Origin of the sequence: Novosphingobium decolorationis (assembly GCF_018417475.1) — a bacterium.
Taxonomy (GTDB): domain Bacteria; phylum Pseudomonadota; class Alphaproteobacteria; order Sphingomonadales; family Sphingomonadaceae; genus Novosphingobium; species Novosphingobium decolorationis.
Map to the genome: position 1 here is coordinate 1831681 of NZ_CP054856.1, position 16568 is coordinate 1848248.

Here is a 16568-nt window from a genome sequence, read left to right on the forward strand (position 1 = left end):
AGAGTATCCTTACCCTTCCACATGGGGAGACTGCATCCAGAATACACGCTTACTACTTTTTTACCCGCGCTCATCCTCCTGCGCCCAGGAACGTATCCGCGTGGCCAGTCCCCGGGGCATGGCCTCGGGAAGCCGGTCCAGGGCAAAAAAGCGCGCCTCCACGATCTCGCGCGCGTCCGGGACCGGATGGTCGGTAGTGGTGCCCAGAACGATGTGCACCCGGTTGGTCGCGCCGTGCAGGTTCTCCTGCGTGACGACGTGATGGCGCGCCGCCTCCAGGTGGCACGCCGTCTCTTCGTGCAGCTCGCGGCGGGCAGCTTCCAGCACGTCTTCCCTCGGCGTCACGCCCCCACCCGGCGGCATCCACGCATCCGAGCCATAGCTGTGCCGAACCAGCAGGACCGCACCGGTCGGATCAAAGGCAAGCACCCGCACGCCCTCGACAACCGGGCGTCGCACTTTCCAGATCAGGCGACGCACCGCATGCGCCCCGCGCAGTCCCAAACGGTGAAGCGGCGCGGGCAGCGCCTGTGCCAGCGATGTCAGCAGAAGCATGTCACCCGGCGCGGGAACGCCGAGAGGAAGCGCGCCACGGGCAGATCGTTCTCGCCCGCACGGGCGGCATCGAAGACAAGGCGCTTGTCCGCGCCGCGGATCACGAACATCACCTCGTCCGAAGCCACGAGCGAGGGAATGGTCAGGCTCACCCGGTCGAACGGCGCTTCGGGCGGCAGCGGATCGGGGGTCAGTCGGCGCACCGGCGAAGGATCGTCGACCTGCGGGTCGGTGTTGGGAAAGAGCGAGGCGATATGGCCGTCGCCGCCCATGCCCAGCCAGGCAAGCGCGAAATGCGGCGGACGCGCGGTCTCGGTCAGCGGCACGATCTTCGCGCCGACAGGTTCGAGCAGCGCGCGGATCTTGCCCACGTTGCTGGCGGCATGGTCCTCGGCCACGATGCGATCATCGCCCGGCCAGACGCTGATGCGGGGCCAAGGCAAGTCCGACTGGGCCAGGATCTCGAAGATCGGGAACGGCGTCGACCCCCCCGGAACCGTGATCGCAACCTCGGCCGAAACGGCCAGCGCGGCGTGGAGACGTTCCGCTACGAAGGCGGCAATCGCGCCGTTCTCGGCGCCGGCGATGATTTCGATCTGCGACATGGACGAGGGTCTATCACCTGACGTTCGTGCTGCAAGACCAATGTGTGCCCGGGACACAGAACGCGCAGGGCCCGGAAAACACCACGTGCTTTCCGGGCCCTGTGACATCACTGCGAGGCGCCTAGGGCAGCCTGCGCGGTGTTGTCAGGTTCAGGCGAGGATCTCGCGCAGGAACCAGGCGCGTTCCTCGGCCTGATCGGTCCAGTCATCAACGATGCCATCGGTGGCGTTATCGCCCGCTTCGCCGGCCGCCGCCTTCACCTCGCGCAGACGCGCGACGTAGGAAAGGTTGTCTTCCATCAGTTCCTTGACCATCGCCATGGCGTCGATCGAGGTGGCGTCCTGCGGGGCGATCTTGGTCTTGGCGACGATCGAATCCGGGCTCGTCAGCGTGGTGCCGCCCTGCTTGCGCACGCGCTCGGCGATATCATCGATAAGGGCCTGGACCTGGCCAGCCTGCTCGTCGAACAGCAGGTGCAGGTCGCGGAACTGCGGGCCCTTCACGTGCCAGTGGAAGTTCTTGGTCTTGATGTAGAGCGCAAACGTGTCCGCGAGAAGCCCGTTCAGGCTGTCGATCAGCGCACCGTGTGCATTGTCGTTGTTCGCCATTGAAAAACCCTCCTAACTGTCATGCTGCCAACGTCCGGCAGCTTCGATATATGATAGGAAACTCAGATTATAAGGGTTTGTTCAATCGGAATTGGCGATTACAGAATACGCATTTGCACAATAAGCAGATAGAGCGCGGCCAGCAGCAGCGCCCCGCCCGCACCTCGCCGCACGAGGCGCCAGCGCGGTCGCGATGCCTCCTGCGGAAACGCCCAGGCAAAACCGAGGAGGACCGCACCTCCCAGGAATCCGGCAAGCCCCGACACCACCGGAGCGGCCATGCCCACGCCAAGACCGAAGATCACGAAACGCGCCGCATCGCCGATCTGGTGCGCCAGCAGCACCAGCCCCAGTGCGCCCAACGAATGGGTCGGCTCCTTCCAGGCGCGCACAGGCCCGAGAAGAAGCGACTCCGCGCCTGCGAGGCCCAGCGCTATCGCTGCGAAGATCATCCGCGCGGGCGGTGGCAGGCTTTCCAGCAGTGTGTGCGCGGCAAAGGCCGCGAGCCCCGCGCAGGCCAGCGAGGTCGCCAGCGCCATGACCAGGATCGCCGGTCGCCGCTGCTGCCGTAATGACAGCGTGGCGACCACGCCCTGATCGCGCGCGCCGATGCCCGACAGCAGGACGGCCAGCAGGGTCAGGTAGAAGGCGGGCACGTCATTCGGCTCCCGCGCGCGCGCTCACCTGCCCTGCTCCGGCAAGCTCAGGCGGACTTCTGGCAAGCGATGATCGCGGTCACCACATTGATGGTGTCCGCCGGATCGCGCACGCACACGGTGTCGAGGCCCATGGCCTTGGCCGGATAGTCGTTGCCGCCCGGGAAGATCGCATCGCCGATGAAGAGCATCTTGTCCTCGGCCACGCCCGAATGCTCGGCGAGGCGCTTAAGGCCCCAGGCCTTGTCGACACCCGGCTGGGTGATGTCGACCGAGGTCGCCCCGCCCAGGTTCACCGACACGCCAGGGAGACGCTTCACCAGGTCCGCCTGGATCACCTTGCGCTTGGCAAAGTCCGGGTCCCACACTTCCTTGGCCTCGAGCGGGGCCTGCTGGCCGAGCGCCGAGAAGGTGATCTGGCTGCCACGGTCCTCGATCCGCTCGCCCCAGGTCTGCTCGGGCACGAAGCCGGTGGCTTCAAGCGCGGCGTCGAAGGCCTCCAGGATCTCGGCCTTCTGCGCCTCGGTGAAGAGTTCGGCATAGACCGGCGTCCAGGCGCCATCGCGGTGCACGAAAAGCTTCGCGCCGCTGGTCGGCATCATCCACAGGCGCGAAAGGTCCGCATGCGCAGGCATGCGCGAGGCGACCTGCTTCTGGAACTGCGGCCAGTCCCCGCCCGAGATCACGGCCACTTGCGCGACCTCCAGCAGGCCAGCGAGAAGTTCGGCCATCTCGTCGGTCAGAGGCTGCTTGCTCAGCGCCAGCGTACCATCGAGATCGAACGCAACAATTTCCTTCATTCCCAGCCTCTAGCCTTCCATTTTCATGTTCATGTGGTCGCCCCGCGCGACGCCCATCCAGAGCGGTGCGTGCCTCAGCTGGCGCGGGCGAGCAGGCAGACGCCTGCCGGATCGAATTCAATGGTCGCCAGGCTCGGCGCCAGGGCGCACCCGCCGGGTGCCACGCCCTCGCCGTTGACGCCGACTTCGCCCTCGCGCGGGATCACCAGGAGTGCCCCCGGATAGTGCGCCGCTACCTCTGCAGCCGGCGATCCCGCGATCTGATCAAGGCGAAACAGCGGTCCCTCGACCAGGGTCTGCGACGCCCCCGGCGCGACCTTGCAGGCCCACCGCGCCAGATCGTAGACGCCGCCTTCGGCCACGCCCATGCCGTCCTCGAGATGAAGTTCGCGCGGGCGGCCATAATCGTAGAGGCGATAGGTGATGTCGCTGTTCTGCTGCACCTCGATCAGGCTCACGCCCGCGCCGATGGCGTGGACGGTGTTGGCCGGGATGTAGAAGAAATCGCCTGGCGCCACCTCGTGCCAGGTCATCCGGTGCTCGATCGATCCGTCGCGCGCGGAAGCTCGCATCGCATCGGCATCGAGCGGCTCGTCAAAGCCAATGCCAAGACGCGCCCCCGGCTCGGCGTCGACAATCAGCCAGCATTCCTCCTTGCCCTGCCGGCCAATTCCCTTGGCGAGCGTCTGGGCATCGCTGGGATGGACCTGGACCGAGAGGTTCTCGCTGGCGAAGATGTACTTGACCAGAAGGTCAGGCAGCGCTTCGGGCGGCTCGAACCAGATCTCGCCGATGCGCGTCCCCTCGGGCGCAGCAAACGGTGCGGGCAGGACGTCCCGCCCCCACGGCTTCTCGACCTGACGCAAGGGAAGCGAAGCGCGCATACGAGCCCTTTACTGGTTCTTGGCGCCGGAAAGCTTGCCCACTTTCTGGGCGCCATCGAGACTGGTCACCATGACATCGTTGCCATCGACAACGACCACCACGTTCTCCAGCCCGATCACCGACACGCGCGGCCCGTCGCTGTCGACGAGGACATTCTGGCAATCCACGAGTTCGACATCACCCGAAGTGGAATGGGCGTTGCCCGCCTCGTCGCGCTCCAGGGCATCGAGTAGGGCGTGCCAGTTGCCGATGTCCGACCACTCCATGGCAACGGGGACCATGGCCGCATGCCGGGTGTTCTCCATGACCGCGTAATCGACCGAATCGCTCTCCGCCGACGCGAAGGTTTCCGCATCGGGGTGGAACCTGCGCCCTTCGGCGCGGCCCTTTTCGACAGCAGCGCGCACAGCCACGGCAATCTGGGGCCGATGCTCTTCCAGCTCCTTGCGAAAGTCCTTTACCCGAAACGCAAAAATTCCGCCATTCCAGCAATATCCACCATCCGCCAGAAACGTCTTGGCCCGCGCCAGGTCGGGCTTCTCGACGAACTGCGCCGTGCGAAAGCCCTGGGCGCCCTGTGCCGAAGCGATCGCCTCGCCCCGCTTGAGATAGCCAAAGCCCGTCTCGGGCGCGGTGGCTTCGATCCCGAAGGAGACGAGCCAGCCATCCTCTGCCAGCGACGCGGCGTCCTGCGCGGCTTTGGCGAACATTTCAGGCAGGCCGATGTGATGGTCGCTCGGGCACACCAGCATGACCTGGTCTTCCTCGAGACTGTAGGCCGCCAGCGCGATTGCCGCGGCGGTGTTGCGGGCGGAAGGCTCAACGATGATGCGCGCGGCGGGATCCTCGCCGAGCTGGGCCTCGACGTGTTCCAGATGCAGGGCGCCTGTCACGACAACAGGGGCCGCGAACCCAAGGTCTGCGGGGCAGCGGGCCACAGCCTGCTCGAACAGGGTCTGGGAACCGACCAACGGAAGAAAGGGTTTGGGCTTGGAAGCCCGACTGCGCGGCCACAACCGCGTACCGCTACCACCTGAAAGGATCACCGGTACTATTTGCGCCATTACCACTTCCGCACCTGCAAAGAAAAAAGGACTTAACTAGTTCTATGTCGTAGATACTGCATTTATGCTGCAATGCAACGCCAGCTGGGGAAATGCGGCGAACGTGCTGATTTGAAGGCGCCTAGTCACCGTTGACTGAGGAAATCTGCGCCCGCAAAGGACGCCCGAGGTTCGCGTCCGCCAAGCGCCGCGGCCAGGTCCGCGCCGCCGGGGTACTGGAACAAGCGCAAGCCGAAACGGGGCAGAATGGCGATCAAGTGATCGAAGATATCACCCTGAATTGCTTCATACTCCTCCCACGCGGTGGTTGTCGTGAAGCAATAGATTTCGAGCGGGAGCCCTTTTTCGGTGGGATCGAGCTGACGAACCAGCAAGGTACCGCGCTCGGCAACCTTGGGATGGGCGTTGAGATAGGCCTCGACATAGGCCCGGAACGTTCCGAGGTTGGTCGGCAGGCGCCGGTTCACCGCCGCCTCACCCTCGGCGGCTTCGTCGGGGGCATGCTGCGCGTTCCAGATGCGCAATTCCTCGTCCTTGGCCGCCATGTAGGGGCGCAGGATGGTAAACTCGCGCAGGGCCTCCCACTGCGCGGGCGACAGGAAGCTCGCCGTCGTCTGGTCGAGTAGCAACGCACGCTTGATCCGCCGACCGCCCCACTCGCGCATGTGGCGCCAGTTGCGGAAGGACTCGGTGATGAGCTTGGCGGTCGGAACCGATGTCACCGTCTTGTCGAAGTTCTGCACCTTGATCGTATGCAGCGCGATGTCGATGACATCGCCATCGGCGTTGAGCTGGGGCATCTCGATCCAGTCGCCCACCCGCACCATGTCGTTCGAGCGCAGCTGCACCGAGGCGACGAGCGAGAGGATCGTGTCGCGAAACACCAGCATGAGGACAGCCGCTGCCGCACCGAGCCCCGAGAGCAGGATGACCGGGGACTGTCCGATCAGGATGGCAACGATGAGCAGCGCCGCGGCCGCAAACACCCCGATCTTGCCAATCTGGATATAGCCCTTGATCGGACGGCTGGCCGCCTCGGGCTTCAACTCGTAGGCATCGTTGCCCAGTTCGAGCAGGTCACCCAGCGCCCGCGCAAGTGTCAGCACGATGAAGGCCCGGGCGATGGCCTGCACCACGGTCACCAGTTCGCCGGGCAGGTGGTCGATCATCGCGATGCCCTGCAACACGATCACGGCGGGCACGACGTTCGAAAGATGGCGCACGAGCGCCTTCACGTCCCCCGCCTCGTTGCGCAGAGGCGTGCGCGCAATCAGCCGCTCGACCGGGTGCACCGTCAGGCGCTTGGTCAACCAGTTAGCCGCGCCCGCGATCAGGAATAGCCCGATCAACGCCAGCAGCGCCTCGACCCAGGCTTCGTCAAAAACGCCCAGCTCCGCCACGGCAATCCCCCATCGATCCACTACTGACATGCCGCTCTCCTGTAGCGCGCCGCCTATTTCAAGTGCCCCTGCGCGGTCAACGCCCGGAACCCTGCCCTGCCCCGATTGTTCTGCATAACGCACGCCGCGATCACGCTCCGTCCGGCACCCGCGCAGGGACCGTACAGGTGGATCGCGCCCAACCGCGCTTCTTTGCCGACCTTAGGGCTGGCCTAATCCCATTCGATGGTGCAAGACTGAACACAATGACCGATCCACGCGACAGTCTTTCGCTGGCGGAACAGGGCTCTGGCCCGACAGATCTCCCGCCGCCCGCCCCGCTGCGCATAGCCCCGCAGACGGCACTCTTCCTCGACTTCGACGGCACCCTCGTGGAAATCGCCGACCATCCCGACGATGTCATCGTGCCCGACACCCTGCCCGAAGTCATTGCCTCGCTCGCCCATGCGCTCAAGGGGCGGCTGGCGCTCGTCAGTGGACGCTCGATTGCCGCGCTCGAAAACCTGCTCGGCCCGCTTGAAGTTGCCATCGCAGGGTCCCACGGCGGCGAATTCCGGCCTGCCGGGGCCGACACGGTCGCCCCGCTCGCGGACCCGCTTCCGGGCCGCGTGGTCGAGGAACTCGACAGCTTCTCCAAAGCCAACGGCGACATGCTGGTCGAACCCAAACCCTACAGCGTGGCCGTCCATTACCGCCGCCACCCCCACGCACTGGAGAGCCTGCTCACCCGGGCCGAGGCACTGGCGCGCGAGGAAGGTCTCAAGCTCAAGCACGGCAAGCAGGTGGTGGAACTGGTCATGCCCGGCTCCGACAAGGGCTCGGCACTGACCGCCTTCATGGCGCGGCCCGAATTTGCCGGCACCCACCCCCTGTTCCTGGGCGACGATGTCACCGACGAGGATGCCTTTCGCGTCCTTGAGGGACTGGGCGGACATGGTGTTCTCGTCGGGCCGATGCGCCCCACCGCCGCCCATCGGCGCTTGCCCGACGTTGCCGCCGTCCACGACTGGCTGGCCGCCGCGCTTCGCACACACGATCAATCCGAGGGAATTTGAAACAGGCATGACTGTGACCGGATCGACCACGCCCGACACGACCCAGACCGCTGAACCGCCCGTACGCTCGCCCAAGGGCGAGAACGCAGCCCCCGAAGCATCCGCCCGGCAAAGCTCGCTCGAACTCTGGCCGATCGGCAATTGCCAGGTGAACGGCCTTATCGACGAGAGCGCTGCGCTGGTCTGGGGCTGTGTGCCCCGCGTCGACGGCGACCCGGCCTTCTGCGCGCTGATGCGCGGCGAGGAGGGACAGGACGCAGGCACCTGGCGTTTCGAGCTGGAAAACCAAGTCTCGGTCACGCAGCGTTACGTGCGCAACACCCCGATCCTCATTTCGCGGCTGGAGGACGCCAACGGCAGCGCGGTCGAGGTGATCGACTTCTGCCCCCGCTTCGAGCGTTCGGGGCGCATGTACCGCCCGGTCGCCTACGCCCGCATCGTGCGCCCGGTGAAGGGCAGCCCGCGCATTCGCTGCGTACTGACACCGATGAGCGGTTACGGCGCGCAGCTGGCCCCGATCACCCGCGGCTCCAACCACATCCGCTACCTGGTCGAGAGGAACGCGCTGCGCCTCACCACCGATGCGCCGGTCGGCTACATCCTCGACGAACGCTACTTCCGGCTGGAAAGCCCGATGCACTTCTTCCTCGGCCCCGACGAGCCTTTCAACGGCAACGTCGAGCACGAACTGGAGATGATGCACCAACTTACCGACGCCTACTGGGGCAACTGGGTGCGCAGCCTTGCCACCCCGCTCGACTGGCAGGAGGCGGTGATCCGCGCCGCGATCACGCTCAAGCTGTGCCAGCACGAAGAGACTGGCGCGATCGTCGCCGCACTCACCACCTCGATCCCCGAGGCGCCCCATTCGCAGCGCAACTGGGACTACCGCTACTGCTGGATCCGCGACGCCTACTACACCGTCCAGGCGCTCAACCATCTGGGCGCGCTCGACGTGCTGGAAAAGTACCTCGGGTACCTGCGCAACATCATCGACGATGCCGAGGGCGGCTTCATCCAGCCGCTCTACGCGGTCAGCGGCGCCAAGGAGATCATCGAGTGGGTGGCCGACGACCTTGTGGGCTATCGCGGCATGGGCCCGGTGCGCGTGGGCAATGCGGCCTACTATCAGGTCCAGAACGATTGCTATGGCCAGATCGTCCTGCCCGCGATCCAGGCGTTCTCCGACATGCGCCTCATCCGCATGGCCAATCACGACGATTTCGAGAGCCTCGAGAAAGTCGGCGAGATGGCGTGGAAGACCCACGACCAGCCCGATGCGGGCCTTTGGGAACTGCGCACGCGCACGGCCGTCCACACCTATTCCAGCGTGATGAACTGGGCCGCCTGCGACCGCCTCGCCAATGCGGCCGAATACCTCGGGCTCTCCGACCGCCAGACCTACTGGCGCGAACGCGCGGACATCATCCGCGCGACCATCGAGAAGGAAGCCTGGCACAGGATCGAAGGGCCCGATTTTGACGACGGTGGCGCTGGCGGGCATTATGCGGCCAGCTTCGGCGGCGACCAGCTCGACGCCAGCCTGCTGCAGATGGTTGAACTGCGCTTCGTGGAAGCGAGCGACCCGCGCTTCCAGGCAACACTCGCCGCCGTGCAAAAGACGCTGCGCCGCGGGGAGCATATGCTGCGCTATGCCAACGAGGACGACTTCGGCTTGCCCGAAACCGCCTTCAACATCTGCACGTTCTGGCTGATCGAGGCCTTGCACCGCTCCGGCCAGGACGAAGAGGCCCGCCGTCTGTTCGAGGCGATGCTCGCGCACCGGACGAAATCGGGCCTCCTTTCGGAAGACATGGACTTCGAGACGAGCGAGCTGTGGGGGAACTTTCCGCAGACCTATTCGCTTGTCGGGATAATCAACTGCGCCGGGCAACTGTCGCGCTCCTGGCGCGACTGGCGGTAAGATTTTCAGGCGTTTTCAAGCGCCTTACAGGGGAATTGAGATGAGCCGACTGATCGTGATCTCCAACCGCGTTTCGGTGCCCAAGGCTGCTGGCGCTGCGGGTGCGCAAGGGGGTCTGGCCGTCGCGCTCAACTCGGCCCTGCGCGAGAACCGCGGGATCTGGTTCGGCTGGTCGGGGCAGGAGACGGAAGAATTCACCGGCCACCTCGACATGCAGCGCAACGATGGGGTGACGACCGCCACCATCGACCTCGAGCCCCAGGACATCGAGGAATACTACAACGGCTACGCCAACCGCACGCTCTGGCCGCTGTTTCACTACCGCATCGATCTCACCGAATACGACCGCAACTTCGGCGAGGGCTATGAGCGCGTGAACCGCCGCTTCGCGGATTCGGTACGCCCCCTGATCGACCAGGACGACCTCGTCTGGGTCCACGACTACCACCTGCTCCCGCTTGGATCGATGCTGCGCACGCAGGGCGTGAAGAACCGCATGGGCCTCTTCCTGCACACCCCCTGGCCGCCGACACGCCTGCTGGTCTCGCTGCCCTTCCACGAGCGCCTCGTGGAATCGATGCTGGCCTACGACGTAATCGGCTTCCAGACCGAAGAGTGGCTGGGCAGCTTCCTGCATTACCTTGAGAAGGAAATGGGACTCGACATCGGCACGGACGGCTGCATCGAGTACCAGGGCCGCCGCATCGTTGCGCGCGCGTTTCCGATCGGGATCGACTACGCCGAATTCCGCGAGGGCGCCCAAAGCGCGGAAGCCGACGAGGCGCACGACAAGCTCAAGGCCAGCGTGCGCGGACGAAAGATGCTCATCGGTGTCGACCGGCTCGACTATTCCAAGGGCCTGGGTGAGCGCTTTGAGAGTTTCAGCCGCTTCCTCGCCGACAATCCGGACCAGGCCTCGCAGGTCGTCCTGCTCCAGATCGCGCCGCCTTCGCGCGGGGACGTCGCCAGCTACCAGCAGATCCGCGAGGATCTCGAGCGCAAGACCGGCCATATCAACGGCGCCCACGCCGACGTCGCCTTCGTGCCGATCCGCTACGTCAACCGTGGTTATCCGCGCCGACAGCTCGCCGGTTTCTATCGTGCCGCCGAAGTCGGCCTCGTGACCCCCTTGCGCGACGGCATGAACCTCGTCGCGAAGGAATATGTCGCCGCGCAGAAGGAAGACGATCCCGGCGTGCTCATCCTTTCGCAGTTCGCGGGTGCAGCCTTGCAGATGGACGATGCCCTCCTCGTCAACCCCCACTCGATCGAACATGTCAGCGAGACGATCAAGCGTGCCTTGACGATGCCGCTCGCCGAGCGCAGGTCCCGACACGAAAAGCTCCTGCAGTCCGTGCGCGACAACGACGTGATCCACTGGCGCCAGGAGTTCGTGAAGGTGCTTTTCGCAGGCGCGCTCGCCCAGGGTTCGGCCCAGGACGCAAAGGCTGGCCTGTCGGCTTGACCCAGTCCCACGAAGGTCCGGCCAGGGCGCGACTGCCCGGCGAGGCGCACGGTACGATCGGTTGAACGGTGCGCGCGAACGCTTCCACGCATCGCACTGGCAAAGACCACGAAATTAAGGTTGAGCTCGCGCCCGATCACGCGTGCCCCAAGGCACCGAAATTGCGAGTTGGCCGGGTGCGATCGTCTTGTGCAGGGACTTCGCGCAAGGCGGTTCGACCTGCCACACATGGACCGGCGTTAACGAAAATCGATTTAAAATCCAGGAATAGAAGTAATTTATTCGCCTTCGCACATGCAACATCTCGCTTGCATTAACTTGGCGCATCTGTAAATTTCCCAGGCACAAGGTACAGTCGGTAGAGGGGCGGGCGATTATTGCCCGAAACCACTTGAAGCGGACTTGAGCCCGCGGAACCGCCGCTCGACATCTTTGTCGCGGCGTTCCGTTGCTCAATCCTTTCGAGCCCTCGCTTCGCACAGGGGTTGAATTGAAATGTCTTACGAACTCTCCGGCAAAAAGGTATATGTCGCGGGACACAAGGGGATGGTCGGCTCGGCCATGACCCGCCGCCTGCGAGCGGAAGGCTGCGATGTCGTCTTCCCGGAGACACGGATAGACTTGCGCGAACAGTCTGCGGTACGGGCGTGGGTCGCCGCGAACAAGCCCGACGTCGTCGTCGTCGCTGCGGCCAAGGTGGGAGGCATTCTCGCCAACGACACGTTTCCAGGGCAGTTCCTGTACGACAACTTGATGATCGAGACGAACGTGATCGAGGCTTCGCGGCAGAACGACGTCGAGAAGTTGCTGTTCTTGGGATCGTCCTGCATCTATCCGAAATTCGCGCCCCAGCCGATCGAGGAGGAATCACTCCTGACCGGTCCACTCGAGCCGACCAACGAATGGTACGCGATCGCCAAGATCGCCGGCATCAAGTTGTGCCAGGCCTACCGCAAGGAATATGGCCTTGACTACATCAGCGCCATGCCGACCAATCTTTACGGCCCGGGCGACAATTTCGACCTCAATAGCAGCCATGTGATGCCCGCGCTGATGCGCAAGGCGCACGAGGCCAAGGCCGCAGGCGCCAGCTCGATCGAAATTTGGGGTTCCGGCACACCACGGCGCGAGTTTCTCCACGTCGACGATCTCGCCGATGCGTGCACCCTTTTGCTTCGCTCGTATTCGGGGCACGAGCACGTCAACGTGGGCTCGGGCGAGGATGTGACGATTGCGGAACTGGCCGAGACCGTATGCCGGGCCGTCGGCTTCACGGGCGAGATCGTCAAGGACACCTCGAAGCCCGACGGCACACCCCGCAAGCTGATGAGCGCCGACAAGCTGCGCGCCATGGGCTGGTCGCCGACGATCCCGCTCGAGCAGGGGATCGCATCGACGTACCGATGGTATCTCGACAATATTTGTGCCCCAGCCAAAGCGATCGGCTGACCGAACGCGAACGAACCGCTGGACAGGCGCGAGGAGCCAATCCGATGACAGCTTACGCCGATGTGGCCCCGCTCAAGACGTACGATGTCTTGGGCGTGCCCGTGACGATCACCACCCCCACACAGGCAGCCGAGACGATCGAGGGTTGGGCCAAGGACGACACCGGCCGCTTCGTCTGCATCCGCGACGTCGCCAGCCTCATGGTAATCAACGATGATCCCGCCATTCGCGATCTTCACAAGGAAGCCGCGATGATCACGCCCGACGGAATGCCGATCGCTTTCGTCGGAAAGCTGCGTGGCGTGCCCGTCGAGCGCACCTGCGGCCCCGACCTCATCGACCTTATCGCGAGACGTTCGCCCGCCAGCGGGCTGTCCCACTACTTTTACGGAGGCAAGGAAGGCGTCGCCAAGTCGCTGGCCGAGACCTTCCAGAAGAAATATCCCGGCTTTCGCGTCGCAGGCTACGAATGCCCGCCGTTCCGCCCCTTGACCGAGGAAGAGGACGCGGCCGTCGTGGAGCGGATCAAGGCTTCGGGTGCGGATGTCGTGTGGGTCGGAATTTCGAGCCCCAAGCAGGACGTGTGGATGCGCGATCACTACACCCGCCTGCCACAGACGCTGATCGGTGTCGGCGCGGCCTTCGATTTCCACACCGGCGCGGTCAAGCGCGCGCCGGTGTGGATGCAGAAGGCCATGCTGGAGTGGGCCTACCGCCTCTCGCAGGAACCCAAGCGGTTGTGGCGCAGGTATCTGGTTCTCGCACCGCGCTTCGTGTGGAAAGTGGTCACGACGCCCGTACCGCAGGCAAGCAAGGCCTGAAGGCGAAGATACATGCCGCTTCCATCCACCGCATCGATCCTGTCGAGCGTCCTGAACCGCTACCGGCATGCCCCTGAGCCGTTCTGGGCCATGGCCAGTCAGGTGCTGACGAGCGCCGCCAACTTCCTGACCTCGATGATCCTGATCCGCTCGATCGGGCTGATCGAGTTCGGACGGTTCAGCATCTGCTTCCTGCTCATCATGATGACCCGCAAGTTCCTGATCTTCGTGGTCCTCACCCCGATGTCGTCGATCATGCCTTCGATTGCGAACGAACGGCTGCCCGATTACCGCTTCTTTCTCTACCTGCTGGCGACGGCTTTCGCGCTCGTCAGCAGCCTGGTGCTGATCGGCCCTGTCCACCTCTGGGGCTTGCTTCTCAATGCGCCCTGGCTGCCGAGTCTGGCGCTCTCGCTGTTCGCCGCGAACAGCCTGGCCAACCTCACCGATTTCTCGCGCCGCTTGCTGCTCGATTGCCGCCAGCCGATTTCGTCGTTCGCAATCGATGCGCTGCGCTTCACCTTGCAGCTGGCGCTGATGATCGCCTTTGCCGTGCTGGCGCGCGATCAACTGTCCGCGGACCTTGCGCTTTGGTTCATGGCCGCAGGTTCCTTGGCCGGCCTCGTTCTCTCGGTGCTTCTCACGCACCGCCTGCGCCCCAACTTCAGGCTCGTGGGAGAATTCTGGTCGCGCCATCACCACTACACCGGCTGGAACAGCGTCTCGACAATTCTCGAGACGATCCAGAGCACCGCGCCACTGCTGATCGCATCGGCCGTCCTTGGCGAGGCGACGACCGGCACGCTGCGCGCGATCCAGCAGTTCGCAAACCTGTTGAATCTTCCCTTCAACGCATTGCTGCAAGTGCTGCCGAGCATGGCCTCGCGGCGTTACGCCACGCGAGGGCTCGGTGCGATGAACGCGCTGCTCACCAAAGTCACACTTGTAAGCAGCGCGGGCATCGTTGCACTCTCGCTGGCGATTCTGCTCGCTTCGGACTTCGTCCTGCGCCAGGCCCTCAAGCTTGAGACGGGCGATGCCATCCCGATCTTCATCGCCTATATGGTGCTCAACGTGTGCATGCTGATCCGACTGCCCACGATCATAACGTGTTCGGTGCTCAGCGTACCGCGCGCCCAGGCCGCGGCCAGTGTGATCGGCGCCATACTCGCGACGGCAGGCACATATTTGCTCCTGTTTCCTCTGGGTCCCATCGCGGCTCCAGTGGTGAACGCGGTCAGCCTGCTGGTCACCACCTTGCTCACCTGGCACAACATGCGCCCCCGCCTGCACCAGGTGCGAGCGTGAGCCGGACCGCACGGCTTTGCCGCGAAATCGCCCCCGCGACACGCGCGACAGCCGTATCCGCCCTTTCAGGATAAGACAGCATGGACAAGAAGATCGTACTCATTTCTGGCGCCACACGTTCGGGCAGCACGGTCATGGAAATGGTCCTGACCGACCAGCTGCCTTCGATCGGTATCGGCGAAGTCAAATGCAGCTGGCAGCGCGGCTTCAAGCGCAATGAGCTCTGCTCGTGCGGTTCGCCGGGCAAGGAATGCTCGTTCTGGCAGCCGGTGCTGACCGAATTGCTCCAGCGCACCGGCAAGACCGTAGAGGAAATCGAGGCGCTGCGCTTCTCGGTCGAGCGTAACCGCTATTTCGTCATGCACCGCCTGCTCAAGATCCCTTCGAGCCGCTACGCCGCGCGCCGGCAGGAATACGCGGAAATCCTGCGTACGCTCTACGGGCTCATCTGGGAACAGAGCGGGCGCAACTTGATCATCGACGGAAGCAAGGATCCGGCCCACGTCGACCTCGTGACCGAGCTCTTCCCGGACAAGACGATCGTCCTGCACCTCATCCGCGACCCACGCGGTTTCGTGTTTTCCTACCTCACCCCAAAGCGCCGTACCGAGGTGACGTGGAAGGAAGAATTCATGGACAAGCGCGGCCCGTTCAAGTCGGCGTTGCTCTGGATGGCCCTGAATGTGTTCACCGAAAGTCAGCGCGGCCGCACCGACTACCGGCAGATCATCTACGAACGCGACCTTGTCAGCGTCGAGCAGCTCAAGTCTACGGTCGATGACCTCTTCGCGGCCGCCGAGGATGAATCCGAAGGACTGCTTCATTCGATCTCGGGCAATCCGGTCCGGATCGGTCGCAGCAAGGATCTCAAACTCTCGATCGACGAACGCTGGCGTACGGGCATGAAGCCTGGTGTGCGCGCGATGGTCACCGCCTTGTGCAGCCCCCTCATGCGCCGGTACGGCTACAAGCTGTCCTGAGCCCGATCCCCTTTCATCTAACGCCCGTAACGGCGCCATCCGTCCGTCACCGACAGGACGAAATCAGCGAGACCGAGGCCAGCTATGTCGAAGTACGGACTTAAGTCCATCGTTTCCAAAAGCAGCACGCTCAAGGCCGCCGCCGCTTATCTCTACTATTCGCGCGAGACCCGTGCGCGTTTCCTGCCGGCCCGCCGCACCAGTTCCGACGGGGCCGTCTTCTTCACGATGCAGAAGTGCGCCAGCACCTACATCACCAAGGCGCTGGCGATCGTGGAGGAATGCTACGCGAAGACCGTCTACAATTTCGAGGGTCTCTATTGGAGCAGCGGTGACCCGGACATGGTCCGCTCGATTCACCGCGACGCCGAGAAGCTCTTCGTGCAACCCAATGCAATCTACGGACCGATGCGCAATTTCTTCCCGGTCCCCAACCTCGAGAAGCGGCCGCTCGTGCTCATGCTGCGCGACCCGCGCGACGTGCTCGTGAGTTCCTACTACTCGGTTGCCTACAGCCACAATCTTCCCGGAGGAAAGGCCGCCCGGCAGGCCTTCGAGGAACGCCGCAGCAAGGCGCAAGCGATGGACATCGACGCCTTCGTCAAGGAAGCCACGCGCAACTTCTTCCCACGCTACAAGGCTTACGCCGACAACCTCCTGGGCCGCCCCAACCTTACCTTTCTCACGTATGAGAACCTCATCGAGGACCCCGAGGACTGGGCCGAGCGCTTCCTCGTCGGCATGGGCCTCGAACCCGTCCCCACGTCGCTGAACCGGCTCGTCGCGGCCTACTCGGATGGCCTGCCGACCGGGGACAAGGCCAACGACAAGAATAGCCACCGGCGCAGCGGCGCCTCGCGCCAATTCGAGACCATGCTGAAGCCCGAGACCATCGCCTACATCAACGAAGAAATCGGCGACGTGCTCGAGCGCTTCGCCGCATGGGAAAAGTAGGCGTGTCCTCGCTGCGCAAAATTGAGCTGCCCGCCCGA

16 protein-coding genes are annotated in these 16568 nt (G+C 64.2%); 8 read left to right on the forward strand and 8 right to left on the reverse strand.

Annotated features, from left to right (window positions below; translation table 11 throughout):
• Window positions 1-60: 60 nt before the first annotated feature.
• From HT578_RS08360 to HT578_RS08395, 8 genes are all read right to left on the reverse strand, one after another.
• On the reverse strand, window positions 61-555 hold the full coding sequence (locus HT578_RS08360; RefSeq protein ID WP_213503626.1) for an NUDIX domain-containing protein: 495 nt from the start codon (window positions 553-555) through the stop codon (window positions 61-63).
• A complete protein-coding gene (locus HT578_RS08365) occupies window positions 543-1160 on the reverse strand; it encodes a 6-phosphogluconolactonase (RefSeq protein ID WP_039390927.1) in 618 nt (205 codons plus the stop codon). Before HT578_RS08365 ends, HT578_RS08360 begins: the two co-directional genes overlap by 13 nt.
• 150 nt (window positions 1161-1310) lie before the next feature.
• Window positions 1311-1769: a Dps family protein gene (locus tag HT578_RS08370; protein WP_213503627.1), complete on the reverse strand. Its 459-nt coding sequence runs from the start codon at window positions 1767-1769 to the stop codon at window positions 1311-1313.
• 98 nt (window positions 1770-1867) lie between these two features.
• Window positions 1868-2425 (reverse strand): hypothetical protein, encoded by a 558-nt coding sequence (locus HT578_RS08375; RefSeq protein ID WP_213503628.1) that lies wholly within the window; start codon window positions 2423-2425, stop codon window positions 1868-1870.
• Window positions 2426-2472: 47 nt separating this feature from the next.
• Window positions 2473-3225, reverse strand: a complete 753-nt coding sequence (locus HT578_RS08380) for an HAD-IIB family hydrolase (protein ID WP_213503629.1) — start codon at window positions 3223-3225, stop codon at window positions 2473-2475.
• A gap of 74 nt (window positions 3226-3299) precedes the next feature.
• Window positions 3300-4109 (reverse strand): class I mannose-6-phosphate isomerase, encoded by an 810-nt coding sequence (locus HT578_RS08385; protein WP_213503630.1) that lies wholly within the window; start codon window positions 4107-4109, stop codon window positions 3300-3302.
• A gap of 9 nt (window positions 4110-4118) precedes the next feature.
• The gene (locus HT578_RS08390; RefSeq protein WP_213503631.1) at window positions 4119-5174 is read right to left on the reverse strand and encodes a mannose-1-phosphate guanylyltransferase; all 1056 of its coding nucleotides are present in this window, start codon (window positions 5172-5174) and stop codon (window positions 4119-4121) included.
• Between the two features lie 125 nt (window positions 5175-5299).
• Window positions 5300-6604, reverse strand: a complete 1305-nt coding sequence (locus HT578_RS08395; RefSeq protein WP_213503632.1) for a mechanosensitive ion channel family protein — start codon at window positions 6602-6604, stop codon at window positions 5300-5302.
• A 215-nt stretch (window positions 6605-6819) separates the two neighbouring features.
• Between HT578_RS08395 and otsB the strand changes: the two genes are divergently transcribed.
• From otsB to HT578_RS08435, 8 genes are all read left to right on the forward strand, one after another.
• Window positions 6820-7629 carry a trehalose-phosphatase gene (gene otsB, locus HT578_RS08400; RefSeq protein WP_213503633.1) on the forward strand — a complete coding sequence of 270 codons (810 nt, stop codon included), beginning with the start codon at window positions 6820-6822 and terminating at the stop codon, window positions 7627-7629.
• Window positions 7630-7636: 7 nt separating this feature from the next.
• Window positions 7637-9553, forward strand: coding sequence for a glycoside hydrolase family 15 protein (locus tag HT578_RS08405; RefSeq protein WP_213503634.1), 1917 nt, complete (start codon window positions 7637-7639; stop codon window positions 9551-9553).
• A gap of 40 nt (window positions 9554-9593) precedes the next feature.
• Window positions 9594-11018 carry an alpha,alpha-trehalose-phosphate synthase (UDP-forming) gene (gene otsA / locus HT578_RS08410; protein ID WP_213503635.1) on the forward strand — a complete coding sequence of 475 codons (1425 nt, stop codon included), beginning with the start codon at window positions 9594-9596 and terminating at the stop codon, window positions 11016-11018.
• A 495-nt stretch (window positions 11019-11513) separates the two neighbouring features.
• A complete protein-coding gene (gene fcl / locus HT578_RS08415; RefSeq protein ID WP_213503636.1) occupies window positions 11514-12467 on the forward strand; it encodes a GDP-L-fucose synthase in 954 nt (317 codons plus the stop codon).
• Window positions 12468-12511: 44 nt separating this feature from the next.
• A complete protein-coding gene (locus HT578_RS08420; protein WP_213503637.1) occupies window positions 12512-13288 on the forward strand; it encodes a WecB/TagA/CpsF family glycosyltransferase in 777 nt (258 codons plus the stop codon).
• Between the two features lie 12 nt (window positions 13289-13300).
• Window positions 13301-14596, forward strand: a complete 1296-nt coding sequence (locus HT578_RS08425) for a lipopolysaccharide biosynthesis protein (RefSeq protein WP_213503638.1) — start codon at window positions 13301-13303, stop codon at window positions 14594-14596.
• A gap of 80 nt (window positions 14597-14676) precedes the next feature.
• The gene (locus HT578_RS08430) at window positions 14677-15576 is read left to right on the forward strand and encodes a sulfotransferase (RefSeq protein WP_213503639.1); all 900 of its coding nucleotides are present in this window, start codon (window positions 14677-14679) and stop codon (window positions 15574-15576) included.
• A gap of 84 nt (window positions 15577-15660) precedes the next feature.
• Entirely contained in the window at window positions 15661-16530 is an 870-nt protein-coding gene (locus HT578_RS08435; RefSeq protein ID WP_213503640.1) for a sulfotransferase domain-containing protein, read from the forward strand.
• Window positions 16531-16568 lie beyond the last annotated feature (38 nt).

Excerpts from the sequence above, each read along its gene's own strand:
- HT578_RS08360 (WP_213503626.1), bottom strand. The coding sequence starts at position 555 with ATGCTTCTGCTGACATCGCTGGCACAGGCGCTGCCCGCGCCGCTTCAC.
- HT578_RS08365 (WP_039390927.1), bottom strand. The coding sequence starts at position 1,160 with ATGTCGCAGATCGAAATCATCGCCGGCGCCGAGAACGGCGCGATTGCC.
- HT578_RS08370 (WP_213503627.1), bottom strand. The coding sequence starts at position 1,769 with ATGGCGAACAACGACAATGCACACGGTGCGCTGATCGACAGCCTGAAC.
- HT578_RS08380 (WP_213503629.1), bottom strand. The coding sequence starts at position 3,225 with ATGAAGGAAATTGTTGCGTTCGATCTCGATGGTACGCTGGCGCTGAGC.
- HT578_RS08385 (WP_213503630.1), bottom strand. The coding sequence starts at position 4,109 with ATGCGCGCTTCGCTTCCCTTGCGTCAGGTCGAGAAGCCGTGGGGGCGG.
- HT578_RS08390 (WP_213503631.1), bottom strand. The coding sequence starts at position 5,174 with ATGGCGCAAATAGTACCGGTGATCCTTTCAGGTGGTAGCGGTACGCGG.
- HT578_RS08395 (WP_213503632.1), bottom strand. The coding sequence starts at position 6,604 with ATGTCAGTAGTGGATCGATGGGGGATTGCCGTGGCGGAGCTGGGCGTT.
- otsB (WP_213503633.1), top strand. The coding sequence starts at position 6,820 with ATGACCGATCCACGCGACAGTCTTTCGCTGGCGGAACAGGGCTCTGGC.
- HT578_RS08405 (WP_213503634.1), top strand. The coding sequence starts at position 7,637 with ATGACTGTGACCGGATCGACCACGCCCGACACGACCCAGACCGCTGAA.
- otsA (WP_213503635.1), top strand. The coding sequence starts at position 9,594 with ATGAGCCGACTGATCGTGATCTCCAACCGCGTTTCGGTGCCCAAGGCT.
- fcl (WP_213503636.1), top strand. The coding sequence starts at position 11,514 with ATGTCTTACGAACTCTCCGGCAAAAAGGTATATGTCGCGGGACACAAG.
- HT578_RS08420 (WP_213503637.1), top strand. The coding sequence starts at position 12,512 with ATGACAGCTTACGCCGATGTGGCCCCGCTCAAGACGTACGATGTCTTG.
- HT578_RS08425 (WP_213503638.1), top strand. The coding sequence starts at position 13,301 with ATGCCGCTTCCATCCACCGCATCGATCCTGTCGAGCGTCCTGAACCGC.
- HT578_RS08430 (WP_213503639.1), top strand. The coding sequence starts at position 14,677 with ATGGACAAGAAGATCGTACTCATTTCTGGCGCCACACGTTCGGGCAGC.
- HT578_RS08435 (WP_213503640.1), top strand. The coding sequence starts at position 15,661 with ATGTCGAAGTACGGACTTAAGTCCATCGTTTCCAAAAGCAGCACGCTC.